This is a genomic window from Virgibacillus aidingensis (assembly GCF_010994035.1).
Classification (GTDB): domain Bacteria; phylum Bacillota; class Bacilli; order Bacillales; family Amphibacillaceae; genus Virgibacillus_N.
On sequence record NZ_WIXN01000003.1, the window covers coordinates 193,139 to 207,421 of the forward strand.

Here is a 14,283-nt window from a genome sequence, read left to right on the forward strand (position 1 = left end):
TTTTAATCATATGCATTACGAAGTCCCCACATTAGATTATTTCCCTCATCTCCGCTTTTCACCACAGGCTGGTCCGTCAGGGCCAGTCCTGTTTTGTTTTGGCCTATATTCATTTTTACTTTACATGAAAACACATAAAGATACAGAATACTTTACTTTATCTGTGATTCCTATATACAATGAAGGCAAACTGATAGGGAGCTGTGATAATAATGGCGCATGAAGACTGTATATTTTGCAAGATCATTAATGGAGATTTACCTTCCGCAAAAGTGTATGAGGACGAGCATGTTTATGCTTTTCTTGACCTTAGCCAGGTTACAAAAGGTCATACATTGGTGATTCCCAAAACACATACGAAAAATATTTACGAAACCCCTCCGGAAGTGGCCAGAGAGTTATTTGCAAGAATTCCGGTAATTGCAAATGCTGTAAAAGAAACATATAAACCAATTGGCATGAATTTATTAAATAATAATGAAGCACCGGCAGATCAATCCGTATTTCATCTCCACATTCATATCATACCGCGCTATGGTGATGGGGATGGATATTCATCTAATTGGGTGACACATAATGATGATTACACATCGGAAAAATTACAGGAAATGGCTGAAGAAATTAGTAGGCGAGTTAAGTAAAAAACGCTTGGATATCATTAATATTTCCTTCAGAGGAGTAAATCAGCAAATTTTCTTTCTTTTCTTATAAAAATTTGAATAAACCTTTTTATTCCGTCCATGATCTGTTATAATAATGATAAGTTTTCGCAGCTGACAATGAGTGTACAGTTGGAAAACGAATCTTCCGTTCTTTTGCCAAAGAGCGGGAAAAAAGACGAGTATAGCCAGAAGAGGAGAGGTAAAAAATGAATACGAGAATTTTGGTCATTTTGTCACTGCTGGTAGGTATTGGTGCCGTGCTGCATGCTGTAGTACCGCCTATTTTATTCGGAGTAAAACCGGATATGATTTTGGCAATGATGTTTTTAGGTATTATATTATTTCCTAAGTTGAAATATGTTGTTATTCTGGCACTTGCCACGGGAGTGATTTCCGCTTTAACAACTGCTGCACCTGGGGGACAAATTGCTAACTTCATTGATAAGCCGATTACAGCACTAGTGTTCTTTGCTTTATTTTTATTAATCAGAAATAAAGTAAAAGGCCATATCAGCGCACCGGTATTGACAGCCGTAGGAACAATGGTCAGTGGTTCCATCTTCCTGAGCATTGCATTGTTCATTGTAGGTTTAATGGAAGGCGGATTTATTGCATTATTTATTGGTGTTGTTTTACCTGCTGCGGCAGTAAACACCCTCATCATGGCCGTTGTTTATCCAATAGTGCAAGGGATACTAAAAAGATCTCGTCCAATCGAAATTGTGTAAACGAAAGAAATTGCATCCTCTGGCACCTGTTTGTCAGAGGCTTTCTTTTTTTGCAGACAAGAAGATAAACAAGGTATAAGATATAGTTCTGCGAAAGCTTCCGCCTGCCAATTTATTCTAAAATACAAATAACGTTTGATACTACCTCTAAATGAGGAAAAGGTATAGAAAAGAAGTGAAAGGGGTTAAAACTTTATGTCAAAAGGGAAATCATTGTTCCTTGGCTTTCTGGCCGGAAGTTCATTAGCAGTAGCCGCTACATTATTGACAACTCCGGCTTCCGGCAGAGACATGAGAAACCGGGTAAAGGGTCAAGGGGCAGAGTGGAAAGTACTGGTCAATAACCTGAAAGAGGACAGCCAGCGTCTTAAAGATCAGCTTTTTAAAACATCAAAGGAAGGAAGTATCCTTGTTAAAGATTTAACACAGGAAATGAAAAAAACCGTGATGGATTGGAAAGAAACAGTGGAACCCCATCAGGAAAATATCCATAACTACCTGGCTCAGATTGAAACCAGTTTAAAAGAACTTGAAGAAAAAGTTAAAAGTCAGTAAAAATGAAGCTTTCTCTATATGAGAAGGCTTTTTTGCTGAAAGTAATAATTTCCTACCCGGAATAAAATTTATTTTACCTTAGAAAACACGTATTCGCTCATTTTTTTGTATTTGTTCAAATTTAATTCTTTTGGACTGCGGTACAGTATTTCCTCCCCATCATAAACATTTGGGACCGCGGTACTGCTGTTCCTCGCCCGCCACACTTGCAAATACACTTGCGTTTATAACTTTTTTGTGCAAGAGAAAAGGCTGATACAATTTGTATCAGCCTCTCCAAATTTTTACTTATTGAACCCATTCATCCACTACATCCTGATTTTCTTCCACCCAAGCTGCTGCTGCATCTTCAGGGGAAGTTCCTTCAGAGATTTCAAGCATTACTTCTTCCATTGCTTCACTTTCCCAATAAAAGTTCTCTAGAATAGAATATGCTTCTGGCATGTCTTCTGCCAACCCTTCACGCGCCATCGTTTCAATGGTTTCTGCCTCCCCAAAAGTTCCTTCAGGATCTTCCAGGTACTTCAAGTCGTAGGCAGCAAATTTCCAATGTGGGGACCAGCCCGTAACAACAATTTCTTCTTCATTGCCGATAGCTGTTCCAAGTTCTGTAGCCATTGCACCACTGGAAGATGTTTGTACTTCCCAATCCGCCATATTATCATAATCTTCAAGTGTTTGTTCTGAAGCTGCTACTACACCGGCACCAGGCTCAATTCCTGTAATAATTTGACCGGCTTCCTGATCCAAATCCGCAATGGAATCTACATCCATGTATTCAGGCACAACTAAACCAATTTTTGCACCTTCCAGGTTTACACCCAATTCATCCACTTGATCTCCATATTCTTCGTACTGCGCTTCATGTGTTGCCGGCAGCCAGGCTGCTACCATGGCATCTGCTTCACCGGTTGCTACAGCTTCCCACATGACAGCATTATCAAGCGGGGTCAAAGTAACATCAAAACCCTGGTCTTCCAAAACTTTACCAATGACGTGCGTGGACGCAACTTCTGTATCCCACTCAACATAAACTAATTCGATTTCACCGCCATTACCAGTGGCTTCACCATCGTCACCTGCTGTGTCTCCATTATCTCCTGTGTCATCTTCTGCTCCGCCACCACAGGCCGCAGCAAATAATGTTAATGAAAGTCCGGCAGCAAGGCCGAGACGTTTCCATTGTTTAAACATAAATATGAACTCCCCTTTTCCTAAATTATATTTATATGGAAACTTTTCTTGTTCAAGAAAAGATACCAACAATGTTAAGCATTCTTATCCTTGTTCATATTCTGTGTAATTCGATCAATAATTATTGCAAGAATAACAATACCCACACCTGCAACAAACCCGGGTCCAACCTGTGCACGCTGGAGTGCCGACAGGACTTCTCTTCCCAGACCCGGTGCACCAATCATAGAGGCGATAACTACCATGGATAAAGCAAGCATTACTGTCTGGTTAATACCAGCCATGATTGTTGCTCTGGCCATTGGCAGCTGAACCTTAAACAATTTCTGTGCGCCGGTGCTTCCAAATGCTTCGGAAGCTTCGACCAATTCCTTTGAAACCTGGCGAATTCCCAAATTCGTAAAACGAACCGTTGGCGGTGTCGCAAAAATCAAGGATGCAAACACCCCCGGCACCATTCCGATACCGAAAAACGCAACTGCCGGAATTAAATAAACAAATGCAGGCATCGTCTGCATGAAATCAAGAATTGGCGTAAAAATAGCCTCGGCAATTCTGCTTTTCGACATTAGTATGCCAATCGGAACACCTATAATGACAGATAATAAACTGGCCAATAATACCAGTGTAAAGGTGCTCATTAAATGTTCCCATAAGCCCTGATTATATATTAACCACAGACCGACAATGGAAAATGCCGCAAGTCCAAATTTCCTCCCTGTAATAAAAAACGAAATTACAGCAACTAAAAGTATAATTAAAACAGCTGGTACCGCAAGTAAAGCCTCAGAGGTAAATTCCATAAAATTACCAAAGTGTTCTTTGATTGGATCAAATAATATAGCAAATTTATCTGTAATCCAATCTGTAGCTCTGGTGGTCCATTCTGAAAGTGGTATACTCGGTATAAATTCCAACATATTATCAAGCATTTTCCATATTCACCTCACTATCACTGGATAGTGCAGCCAGAACAGCACCCCGTACAATAATTCCAATCAGTTTTCCTTCTTCCACAACAGCTACCGGCATTGGTGCATCATGGATCAGATCAAAAATGTCGTTTAATGATGTGTCTTTATCTACTTTCGGTATATTATTCGTTAATATTTCTTTTAAATCGTTAATATTGTTCTTTCTTGCATTAGAAGCATCGTCAGCTGTAACATATCCCTTTAAATTCCGTTTGCTGTCCACCACATACATGCCTGACAACCCTTCTTCCCTCATGCGTTCCAATGCCACACGAGGGCCATGCTTTTCAATATTAACCGTTTCAGGACGCTTCATAATATGCTGTGCCGTTAATACTTTGGAACGATCAATATCTTCTACGAATTTTTCCACATAATCATTTTTCGGATGTACCAGAATTTCTTCAGGCGTTCCGATTTGTACAATGGATCCATCTTTCATCAGTGCAATCCTGTCACCTATTCTTAATGCTTCATCCAGGTCATGTGTAATAAATACAATCGTTTTTTGCATTTTCGCCTGCAGATCCATCAGCTCATCCTGCATATCTTTGCGAATTAGTGGATCCAATGCAGAAAAGGCTTCGTCCATCAAAAGTACTTCCGGATCATTTGTAAGCGCCCGGGCAAGGCCAACACGCTGCTGCATTCCCCCGGAAAGCTGACTTGGCTTTTGATTCAAATATCCACCTAAACCAACTAATTCCAATGCTTCTGTCGCTTTTTTTCTGCGTTCTTCTTTGGGTACATTTTGGATTTCCAAACCAAATTCAGCATTTTCCAGAATGGTACGGTGCGGAAACAATGCAAACTTTTGAAAAACCATACCCAGCTTATCTCTTCGTACATTACGAAGCTCTTTCTTGTCCATCGTTGCCAGGTTATCTCCTTCAATCAGGATACTTCCTTCCGTTGGTTCAATCAGCCGGTTGATTAACCGGACCAATGTGGATTTTCCGCTTCCTGACAAGCCCATAATAACAAAAACTTCTCCCGGGTCAACAGAAAATGTTGCACGGTTTACCCCGACAGTGCAGCCTGTTTCTTTTAGTATTTCCTCTTTGGATAAGCCTTTACCCAATAGTTCTACTGCCTGTTTTGTGTTTTTACCGAAGACCTTGGACAGGTTCTTCGCTTCAATGATCGACAAATTTCTCACCCCTTCAAAATATGGCTTTATTCCCAGTATCATATACTCAGTCAAAAAGCATGTAAACGTACTTGTAGCTGTTTTTATATATAATTCAATATTAAAGTCCGTACCGTTTGACCTACTCCAATACTATAAACTTTTTATCTGTACAATTCAAACGTTAAAATCTATTATTTTAGTATAAATTTTATGTACAGTTTATTCTGTATGAAAATTATACGACTTATGCTTTTATTAACACATAATATCTCCCATTTACTCCCCAACTATCCATTTTTAATAACTTTAAATTTAGTGTAACCTTGAATTAACAACAGTTAGGGTGATACTATGAAGCAACCTCGGACAGAACAGCTTACAGATAAAATCATGCAGGAGTTTGCAAAAACGCTGGAAATGTTTGATTTATCTCCATCAGAAGCACGATTATTTGCATATTTATATATCTCGGAAAAAGCCCTTACACTGGATGAAATGGCATCTGCTTTGGGGAAAAGCAAGACATCAATGAGTACAAACATTCGCAGCCTGTCGGATTTAAATCTGGTGACCAGGATATGGAAAAAAGGCGTAAGAAAGGACCACTACCAGGCAAATTCCCAGTTGTTTAAGGCTTTTATGAATTCCTATATCAGCAGATGGGTAGATGCTACCAGTCATCAAAAGCAGTCATTAAAAGAAATTAACCTTTCTATTGATGAAAATAAATCAGCCTATTCTTCAGAGGAAATCAAGACGATAGAAGAGCGGCTGGAAGACATTATTGATTTCCACCGCCGTATTGAGTTGTTGTTTAAGGAAATGAAAGTGGAGGAAAAATAGAAGAGGAAAGAACATATGGGAGCATAAAAATGCCAACAAAGAAGTGATTGCCTTTTCACGATCTTCGTTGGCTTTTTCTTTTGTCCATGTCAATAATTTTACTGAATTCCCGCATTAAATCAGGGTAATGCCCTTCCTGGCGCAGTGCAGCTATTGTATTATCCGGATCAAGTTTTTCGTTCAGCATTCCTGCATATTCTACAAGTAAAGGGGTGAAATCAAGAAATCCTTCCTCCTTTTGTCTTTCATACTGATCATTCAGCTTGTTCAAGAGCAGAAATAATTCCTCAGATTCTTCTTTGGACAAATTATTTTCGATAATTAACTTAACAACAGGATAGTCATCCAAATTGAGTATTTTAGAAAGTAATTGTACATGAAAGGAAGCTGTCTCATCTTTTGGTTCTTTCAATGTAAAATACCTCTCTTTCAGCTTTAGTAACACCTTATATCAATTATACGAGATTAACACAAACAAAAAAAGTTATATTTACCTGCTTCACTAAAATGAACGGAAAAAAAGTACTTGTATTAAAAAAACCATATTGACACTGTTCATATTGATAATCTTTTGATAAAGTTAGGAATATGGTATTTATAAAATAAATGTATAGCTATCCGTTTTTTTAGGGGGGATTACAATGAGCTGGTCATTTATCATTTATGCATTTTTCGTATTATTCATCTTTAATTCATTAGCACATTCCTTTTGCACCAAAACGGAAATGGAAGCTGCCAAGCAGAATAAAATTTTTCGTGTAACAAATATTATGATTGTCATTTTATTAGTCAATGCATATGTCAGAATACTAAATGTTACAGTTTAGTTGCGGATATACAAATTTTCATATTAATGCACAAAGGACTGTTATTTTTACAGCAAAATATGTTATATTTAACCATAGTGACAAACCCGAGCAAAAGTATAGGAGTGTACATGGATGAAAAAAACAGCAATTACTGCAGCCCTGGCAGCAGGAATATTAACATTGGCAGCCTGTGCCGATTCAGATTCTGAACTGGTTGTAGAAAGTGATGCAGGAGATATTACAAAAGAAGCGTTTTATGAAGAATTAAAAAACCGGAATGGAGAAGCAGTACTGAATGAATTGGTTACCATTCAGGTACTCGAAGATAATTATGAAATAGACGAAGATGAAGTAGAAGAAGAGCTTGAATCCATGCGGGAGCAATTGGGTGAACAGTTTGAAATGTGGATGATGCAGCAGGGAATCCAGGACGAAGATCAATTGCGTGAAGTGCTTCGGCTTAGCTTATTACAAGAGCAGGCTATTTCCGAAGATATTGAAATAACCGATGAAGATATCCAGGAAAGATATGACCGTATGAACACCGAAATCGAGGCCCAGCATATATTGGTTGATGATGAAGAAACAGCAAATGAAGTGCTGGACAGGCTGAACGATGGAGACGATTTTGATGAACTCGCAAGCGAATACTCGACAGATGAATCCAATGCGGAAGATGGCGGAAACCTGGGTTACTTTTCTACAGGAATGATGGTTCCGGAATTTGAAGATGCTGCTTTTAGTATGGAAGAGGGAGAAATTAGTGATCCTGTTGCTACCCAGCACGGCTTTCATATCATTAAAGTAAATGATATTCGCGAATCCGAAGAAGATATTGGCGAACTGGAAGACATGGAAGAAGAAATTCGCCGTCAGCTGCTTAACGAGAGAATGGATCCAATGGAAGCACAGGAAAAAATTAATAACTTAATTCAGGAGTCCAACGTGGAAGTAAAAATCAGTGAATTTGAAGATATGTTTGAACAGGAAGAAGCTGATGAAGCGGAAGATGAATCACAAGGATAAGGAAGAAGGCACTGATAAAACAAGGCTAATATAAATCATTATATTAGCCTTGTTTTTGTTTAACCGAGGTTACCCTATATTGCTTCATGGACGGTATAAAAATAACTGATGAAACCATCTTCCGGAAAGGAAATTCTATTATACTGAAGTTTGTCTTTTTCTTTCTTCTCTTTCTGCCTCTATCCGTTCCATGTAAATTCGGCCCTCTTTTTCAATAAATTGCTGTTCCAGTTTTTGTTCTGCCCTCATCGCACGATATGCCATAAATCCGCTTAAGAAAATAAAAAGTATCATCATAAAAACCCACCAAGGTATACCAAGAATCACTTTTTTGCCTCCCTTGTCCATTATTCCCAATACGAGTATATGAACAAGAAAAAGAAAAAATGACGTCTCCTTAATTTTCCTCGAATAATGGCTTGTAAAATGCCCGATTGTCCATCGCAAACATTCTCTCCGTAAATTCTCCCGGTTTCACTTTATCCAATGCCCTGTTCAGCATATTCATTTTCGCATCGATCAGATCAATAAGGTGAAGCAATTCTGCTTCCTTTATGAGCGGAGGAGTCGGACTTCCCCATTCTGCCTTCCCGTGGTGGCTGAGCACAAGATGCTGTAATACCATTACTTCTTCTCCTTCAATCTGAAGCTCCTTTGCCATGACACCAATCTCTTCCACCATCATCGGTATGTGACCTAATAATTTTCCCTCCACCGTATAAGAAGTGGTAATCACGCCGGACAGCTCTTTTATTTTACCAAGGTCATGCAGGATAATCCCGGCGTACAGCAGATCTTTATTGAGCTCGGGATACAGCTTATGCAGCTCTTTTGCAATGGCAAGCATACTGACAATGTGATGAGCCAGACCGGAAGCATATTCATGATGATTTTTGGCTGCTGCCGGGTATGTTAATAGTGCTTCCTGATACTTCTTAATAAAAGCTCTTACAATCCGCTGGAGCGCAGGATTTTTCATTTCAAAAATGGCTTCTGTCAGTCTTTCCGTTAAAAATTGTTTCTCAACAGGCGCTTTTTCCACGAAGTCGGTAACATAGACATTATCTGTAGGCTGAGCTAACCTTACCGACATAATTTTCAGCTGTGATTTTCCGCGGAATTGATTGATTTCCCCACTTATTTTTATAATCTGCTCCGGTACAAACAAGGTTTCGTCCTCTTTGGTTGCGTCCCACAGTTTAGCCTCTATTTCCCCGGTGGCATCCCGCAAAATTAAAGTCAAAAAAGGTTTCCCGTTACTGGTTACTCCCCTGGAAACCTCTTTAATCAGCATAAAATCATCAAACGCATCCCCAACGCCCATATTGCCTATTCCTTTTTTCATGTTTCTCCCCCTTGGATAACAAACAATCTTTGTATATATATATAAGATTGGCCCTGGGCAGTGCTGAATCCTCGCCCTAACGTTAGGATTTAGGACTGTGCTGAAATCTCTCCCAACGACAGTATTTGGAACTCACTGTGTGCCTATCCCTGCGCAGGAACCAATCTGCTTTTACTGTTCATTTTTAGGGATATATTCAAAAATTTCCCCGGACTCCACTACCCGGATAAATTTCATTAGCCATTCATAATAGTTTTTTGCATTACGCAGCTTTTCCATATCACTGGATATTTTTTCTTTTAATGTTTCATCTGCTGTTTCCGAATAAATCCTTTTCAATTCCTCCATCGCTTCTTCGGCTTCGTCTATATTGGATTCCGTATGGTTTTTCCAGCGATTTCCAAATAAAGAGGTAAACGATTTGTACCAGTCTTCCTCCGAACGATAGAGGTCTTTTCTTACTCCCTTTTTATACGCCGGTTCCACCATTTTCATATCCCCTAAAGTTCTGACACCGGTAGACATACTCGTTTTGCTCATAACAAGCGCATCCCGCATATCATCCAACGTCATAGGCTCATCAGCAAAATATAATACACCGTATAATCTCCCTACAGAAGAAGTAATACCGTATAAATTCATATTTTTGGCAATCACCTGTATAAATTTATCCAGGGTTTCATCATATTTTTCCCAGTCCTGAGTCACGTTGTTTTCCGGCAATGGACTCCCTCCAAGTGCAATAATAATATGGAATTAGTTTATCATTATTTTTCCATTTATGCGAACGGTATTCCTTGAACAGTTACTGTTTTGCTGAAAGCACTTCTTTTTCTCTCACTAATTCCAGCTGAATTGTTTGCGAAGGCGGTGCCAAGTTTGCTATCTCCTTTTTGCAGGTAAAAACAATCATCTGCCGGGACCCTGATATGTCATGCAGCAATTCCATCATTCGCTTTGTCCGGACCCCGTCAAAATGAATGAAGGCATCGTCGATAATAAATGGAATGCGGTATTCTTTGCTCATAATATCACTGATAGCCAATCTTAATGAAACATAGAGCTGGTCAATGGTCCCTCTGGATAATTCATTTACATGGTATCTAGAAAGGTCACTTGCCACAACATAAAAGGAATTTTGCCTGTCAGGCGCAAATACCTTCGTGTAGCTGCCGCCTGTCAATTTTGCAAAATAATCCGTCGTCTTGTTCATTACTTTATGAAGATACTTATCCCTGTAATTTCTTTTTGTTTCCAAAAGCATCTCTTTCGCCGTTTTTAATACAGCCCATTTTTTTGCAAGATGGTTCAGTTCTTCCTTCTCCATTTCCACTTGATGCATGAGAGACGAGTAGCTTTCCGAGGCTTCCAGCTGTGCCAATTCTGCCTCAATCCGGGCCAATTCATTACGTTTTTGCTCCAATGAGGCTTCCAGTTTTTCCACTGCTGTGTTCGTACGATGCTTCCTGTCTATTAAAGAGCTTTCCTCCGGGACGTCATGTAAAAGTCTCTCCCGGTCTGCCTCCGGTAAAATGCGATTTAACTGTTCTATTGCTTTCCATTTTTCTTTCTTATATTTGGCTTGTTCCTCCATCTGTTTTGCTTTTTCATAAAAGTCATCCTCTGTAGAAACTGCTGCGCTATCCAATAAAGCAGTCCTTTCATTTTCATAAAATTGCAATTGGCGTTTCAATCTATCCTGTGACTGTGCATTTTCTTGCAGCTGGTCTTTGAAGTAAGCAATCTGCTTTTGCTTATTTATCGAACTTTCCCGATTTTCTTCAAGTTTTTCCAACATTGTCTCCAATGGCAGCTTTTTATCGCAATCGAAATAAGTATTCAATGCTTCCTGAAAATGCATATTCTCCTCTGTTATTTTCGTCATTTCCTGTCTGATGTTCTGTTTATCCCGGCTGAGCTGAACAATATGCTTTAAGCGGTGATACATTTCCGGCCAGAAACGTATTTCCAAATGTGCAAGAAATGGATATTTATCCATTTGTGCATCTATTTGCTCTTGCAATCTATTATATCTTTCGTTCATAAAATTCCTTTTTTCTTCCCATTTGATCCGCTGAAGATTCAGGTTTTTCTCCTGATCTTCCAAAGCTCTCCAGTCAAACAGCAGATTATCATTGCGGGATAAAAGCTGCGCTGCTTCTTCCACTTCTTCAGCTGTGATATTCTGTGTCTGTATTTCGCGCATATCCTGCTGAAGCATTGCAGCCATTGTCTCACTGGATTTTCTTTCGCTATACCATATGATGATGCCGAATACAAAAAATGTCATCATCAAGAAATACAGCATAGGTGTATCAAGAAAAAATCCTGTTATGCCGGCAACAAGTCCAGCTGATATGCTTCCTGTCAACATCCCATTTGCCCGTTTTTGCTTTTTCTCCAGCTGGGCTTTTTGGTGTACAGCATTTTTCTTCCACTTTATTGCCAGGCTTTGTTCCTGAAAACTCCGTATTTTTTCCTGCAGCTCCCTTTGATGGTGTTCCGGTAATATTTCAGCTTCCAATTGTGTCTTTTCCTGTTTTACAAACTGCTCCTGTCTATCCAATTCTTCTATTTCCTGCTCCGTTTTTTCTCTTTCCAGCCTGAATGTTTCATTGCTCTCTTTCAGGTCCTGCCACGCTCTTTCGATGTGAAAAGGCAAATGCAATTCTTCAAGCTCCTCATAACTGACAGCAACATCAAGCAGATCCATTTCATGTTTTATTTTTATATTTACTTTCTGAATACTTTCCTCATGCTGTTTAAATTCTTTATTCCGCAGTTCCCAGGAACCTTTCTTTTGCAGTAATTCGTTGACCTGATCCCACGGGAATTCGTCCACTTGCTGCTGTAATGTCTTCATTTTCTGCTCAACTTTGTGCTGGTTTTCCTGTAAAATACTTTGCTCACTTCTTAACGGAAGCAATTTATCTTTAATTTTCTCCAGTCTAGGTATTCCTTGTTCCGGGAAATACAGGGCATGTGGAAATGCTCTCAGTTTTTCCTTTGTCATCAAATATTCCTTTATATAGGGAAGTGCCTGCTGCTCTTTTTCTATCATTTTTAACGCTTTTCTTTCCTTGCCGATCCTTTCCTGATACTCCGAAATTTCTTTTTGAAGATAGGTTTGATTTTCCTTTAATCCCTTGTACGTATCCTCGGTATCCTTCGCCTGGCGAAGCTGAGTATGTAAGTTGTCGAGTGTGGTTAATTGCTTATTGATCAGCGGTTTTGTTCCCTTTGGCTTATATAGTTCCCCTGTTTGGTCATCCAGTCTTTTTTCAGCCGCATAAATTGCATTAGAACCGGTCATGCCGATTCCTAAAAGCACTTCTGCAAGATCATCCTCTTTCATATTGTGAATCATGTGCAGATCAGTGGAAGAAAAAGAAAAAATGGACTGATACGTTTTCTTCGTTATCCCTTTTAACCTGGCCTGCAGCCAGTCTTCATCATAGGCCTTCCCATCATTTGTATAACAGACGGCCGCACCGTTATTCACTTCATCCATCCGTTCAATAATAAAAGTTCCTTCCCCGGCAACTTCCACGGTCAATCTTCCACCCAATTTCCCGCTTGTTTTAGGCCGGTAAAATTGGCGCTGTTTCGGGGGGAGTCCAAACAGCATAAAGAGTACAAACTGATGAAGTGTGGATTTGCCCGATTCATTTTCCCCGTAAATACAGGTGTATCCTTCCGGGTGAAAATCAATAGTATAATCAATCCATTTTCCGAATCCATAGATAGTGGCGCTTATTATTCTCATCTATTTCACCTCATTCCTTCAGCAGTTCATGCATTAATAACTGTTCTGCTTTATGTTTAATTTCCTGTTCCTCATCCTCTGTCAGCTGTGCTGCATATTTCCTTGCCCGCCTGTGATGATATAACTCTTTCAGAAAAGGCTGAACAGCAGTCTCCGAAAATTGGCGGTGCAGTTCAACAAAAAATTGATCTTCCTTCCATATGCTTTCTGAAATGTCATTTATCCGGTTGCGGTGTCTAAAAATGAAAAGCCAATTTTTATCATAAACCGTTACATCATTTATCAATTCTATAATTTCTTCCACCAGGCCGTCATTTTCCCATTTCCGGAGCAGGGAATTATTGCTGCAAAGGCTTAAATCAACGAGCATAGGCTGCGTAAGCTTCATTTTATTCAGTTTGTCATGAATAGTCTTTTCAAGCTGATGAATTTCCTTTAAGCTGCTCACATCTATTTCAACAGAAAGAAATTGAATGGCCTGTAAAGGAATAAATTCCATGGACACCTCATTTTCTGTCATTACAACATGATAACACCCCTTCTCCCCTGTTTCTTTCCGGTTTCTTCCCTGAATATTTCCGGGATATATTACAGGCGGATCAGCTGTCAGTGTCTGCCGCTTGTGAATATGGCCAAGTGCCCAGTAATGAAAGCCTTTCTCTAATAGTTCACGCGTTTGAAAAGGGGCATATGTATCATGCTCGGTATTGCTTTCCACACTTCCATGCAGCATGGCAATATGAAAAGGAATGTCCTCATCCTGTATGTAAAATTCAGCTGCTTTGTTGCTTGTGACAGCACGTTTTTCATAGCTGAACCCGTAAATTGCAGCAAGTATCTCTCCATTTTTTTCATAAGGGAAATAACTGATATCTTCTCCAGGAAAAATAAAAACATTATCCGGATAAGTTACAGGATGCACATTTCCTTTTATATAATCATGGTTCCCGTATGAGAGATAAACGTAAATACCACGCTGGTCCAGTTTTTCAAATCCTCTTCTAAGCCGGACCTGTGCTTTTAAGCTCTGTTTTTCATTATCAAATAAATCACCGGTGATCAATACAAAATCCACTTGCATCTCAATCGCTGTATCCACCAGCTTGCCGAAAGCTTTAAACGTACTCTCCCGGATATCTTCAAAAATAGAATCAGGTGTATGCGCCAAACCACGGAAAGGACTGTCCAAATGCAGGTCAGCCGCGTGAATAAAGGAAATTTGTTTTGTCATAAGCCTGCCTCCCGTACA

At 39.5% G+C, this 14,283-nt stretch carries 15 protein-coding genes; 6 read left to right on the forward strand and 9 right to left on the reverse strand.

Annotated elements, in window-relative coordinates; genetic code table 11:
- The first annotated feature begins 212 nt into the window (after positions 1–212).
- The 3 genes from GHD25_RS03995 (at position 213) to GHD25_RS04005 (ending at position 1,945) form a co-directional block, all read left to right on the forward strand.
- Positions 213–641 carry an HIT family protein gene (locus tag GHD25_RS03995; RefSeq protein WP_164215063.1) on the forward strand — a complete coding sequence of 143 codons (429 nt, stop codon included), beginning with the start codon at positions 213–215 and terminating at the stop codon, positions 639–641.
- Positions 642–868: 227 nt separating this feature from the next.
- Entirely contained in the window at positions 869–1,390 is a 522-nt protein-coding gene (locus GHD25_RS04000; RefSeq protein WP_164215064.1) for a tryptophan transporter, read from the forward strand.
- Between the two features lie 195 nt (positions 1,391–1,585).
- Positions 1,586–1,945 carry a YtxH domain-containing protein gene (locus GHD25_RS04005; protein ID WP_164215065.1) on the forward strand — a complete coding sequence of 120 codons (360 nt, stop codon included), beginning with the start codon at positions 1,586–1,588 and terminating at the stop codon, positions 1,943–1,945.
- 288 nt (positions 1,946–2,233) lie between these two features.
- Here GHD25_RS04005 and GHD25_RS04010 read toward each other — a convergent pair whose 3' ends face one another.
- The 3 genes from GHD25_RS04010 to GHD25_RS04020 form a co-directional block, all read right to left on the reverse strand.
- The gene (locus tag GHD25_RS04010; RefSeq protein WP_164215066.1) at positions 2,234–3,139 is read right to left on the reverse strand and encodes a glycine betaine ABC transporter substrate-binding protein; all 906 of its coding nucleotides are present in this window, start codon (positions 3,137–3,139) and stop codon (positions 2,234–2,236) included.
- A 74-nt stretch (positions 3,140–3,213) separates the two neighbouring features.
- The gene (locus GHD25_RS04015) at positions 3,214–4,071 is read right to left on the reverse strand and encodes an ABC transporter permease (RefSeq protein WP_164215067.1); all 858 of its coding nucleotides are present in this window, start codon (positions 4,069–4,071) and stop codon (positions 3,214–3,216) included.
- Complete coding sequence (locus GHD25_RS04020; RefSeq protein ID WP_164215153.1) at positions 4,064–5,263, reverse strand: quaternary amine ABC transporter ATP-binding protein; 1,200 nt, start codon at positions 5,261–5,263, stop codon at positions 4,064–4,066. Before GHD25_RS04020 ends, GHD25_RS04015 begins: the two co-directional genes overlap by 8 nt.
- A 333-nt stretch (positions 5,264–5,596) precedes the next feature.
- Between GHD25_RS04020 and GHD25_RS04025 the strand changes: the two genes are divergently transcribed.
- Entirely contained in the window at positions 5,597–6,088 is a 492-nt protein-coding gene (locus GHD25_RS04025; RefSeq protein ID WP_164215068.1) for a GbsR/MarR family transcriptional regulator, read from the forward strand.
- Positions 6,089–6,143: 55 nt separating this feature from the next.
- Here the strand turns inward: GHD25_RS04025 and GHD25_RS04030 are convergent, their stop codons facing one another.
- On the reverse strand, positions 6,144–6,500 hold the full coding sequence (locus tag GHD25_RS04030) for a DUF1878 family protein (protein WP_164215069.1): 357 nt from the start codon (positions 6,498–6,500) through the stop codon (positions 6,144–6,146).
- Between the two features lie 229 nt (positions 6,501–6,729).
- On the opposite strand from GHD25_RS04030, the gene GHD25_RS04035 reads away from it, so the two are divergent.
- Both GHD25_RS04035 and GHD25_RS04040 read left to right on the forward strand, forming a co-directional pair.
- Positions 6,730–6,915, forward strand: a complete 186-nt coding sequence (locus GHD25_RS04035; protein WP_164215070.1) for a hypothetical protein — start codon at positions 6,730–6,732, stop codon at positions 6,913–6,915.
- A 114-nt stretch (positions 6,916–7,029) separates the two neighbouring features.
- Complete coding sequence (locus tag GHD25_RS04040; RefSeq protein WP_164215071.1) at positions 7,030–7,923, forward strand: peptidylprolyl isomerase; 894 nt, start codon at positions 7,030–7,032, stop codon at positions 7,921–7,923.
- A 138-nt stretch (positions 7,924–8,061) separates the two neighbouring features.
- Here GHD25_RS04040 and GHD25_RS04045 read toward each other — a convergent pair whose 3' ends face one another.
- From GHD25_RS04045 to GHD25_RS04065, 5 genes are all read right to left on the reverse strand, one after another.
- On the reverse strand, positions 8,062–8,250 hold the full coding sequence (locus GHD25_RS04045; RefSeq protein WP_276207793.1) for a sporulation YhaL family protein: 189 nt from the start codon (positions 8,248–8,250) through the stop codon (positions 8,062–8,064).
- A gap of 70 nt (positions 8,251–8,320) precedes the next feature.
- Positions 8,321–9,268, reverse strand: a complete 948-nt coding sequence (gene yhaM, locus GHD25_RS04050) for a 3'-5' exoribonuclease YhaM (RefSeq protein WP_164215072.1) — start codon at positions 9,266–9,268, stop codon at positions 8,321–8,323.
- Positions 9,269–9,439: 171 nt separating this feature from the next.
- A complete protein-coding gene (locus GHD25_RS04055) occupies positions 9,440–9,991 on the reverse strand; it encodes a GbsR/MarR family transcriptional regulator (protein WP_164215073.1) in 552 nt (183 codons plus the stop codon).
- Between the two features lie 82 nt (positions 9,992–10,073).
- The gene (locus GHD25_RS04060) at positions 10,074–13,034 is read right to left on the reverse strand and encodes an ATP-binding protein (protein ID WP_164215074.1); all 2,961 of its coding nucleotides are present in this window, start codon (positions 13,032–13,034) and stop codon (positions 10,074–10,076) included.
- Between the two features lie 10 nt (positions 13,035–13,044).
- Complete coding sequence (locus GHD25_RS04065; RefSeq protein ID WP_164215075.1) at positions 13,045–14,265, reverse strand: metallophosphoesterase family protein; 1,221 nt, start codon at positions 14,263–14,265, stop codon at positions 13,045–13,047.
- Positions 14,266–14,283 lie beyond the last annotated feature (18 nt).

Bases quoted from the DNA above. Each gene is read 5' to 3' on its own strand.
- yhaM (WP_164215072.1), bottom strand. From the start codon at position 9,268: ATGAAAAAAGGAATAGGCAATATGGGCGTTGGGGATGCGTTTGATGAT.
- GHD25_RS04025 (WP_164215068.1), top strand. From the start codon at position 5,597: ATGAAGCAACCTCGGACAGAACAGCTTACAGATAAAATCATGCAGGAG.
- GHD25_RS04065 (WP_164215075.1), bottom strand. From the start codon at position 14,265: ATGACAAAACAAATTTCCTTTATTCACGCGGCTGACCTGCATTTGGAC.
- GHD25_RS04060 (WP_164215074.1), bottom strand. From the start codon at position 13,034: ATGAGAATAATAAGCGCCACTATCTATGGATTCGGAAAATGGATTGAT.
- GHD25_RS04035 (WP_164215070.1), top strand. From the start codon at position 6,730: ATGAGCTGGTCATTTATCATTTATGCATTTTTCGTATTATTCATCTTT.
- GHD25_RS03995 (WP_164215063.1), top strand. From the start codon at position 213: ATGGCGCATGAAGACTGTATATTTTGCAAGATCATTAATGGAGATTTA.
- GHD25_RS04005 (WP_164215065.1), top strand. From the start codon at position 1,586: ATGTCAAAAGGGAAATCATTGTTCCTTGGCTTTCTGGCCGGAAGTTCA.
- GHD25_RS04010 (WP_164215066.1), bottom strand. From the start codon at position 3,139: ATGTTTAAACAATGGAAACGTCTCGGCCTTGCTGCCGGACTTTCATTA.
- GHD25_RS04015 (WP_164215067.1), bottom strand. From the start codon at position 4,071: ATGCTTGATAATATGTTGGAATTTATACCGAGTATACCACTTTCAGAA.
- GHD25_RS04040 (WP_164215071.1), top strand. From the start codon at position 7,030: ATGAAAAAAACAGCAATTACTGCAGCCCTGGCAGCAGGAATATTAACA.
- GHD25_RS04000 (WP_164215064.1), top strand. From the start codon at position 869: ATGAATACGAGAATTTTGGTCATTTTGTCACTGCTGGTAGGTATTGGT.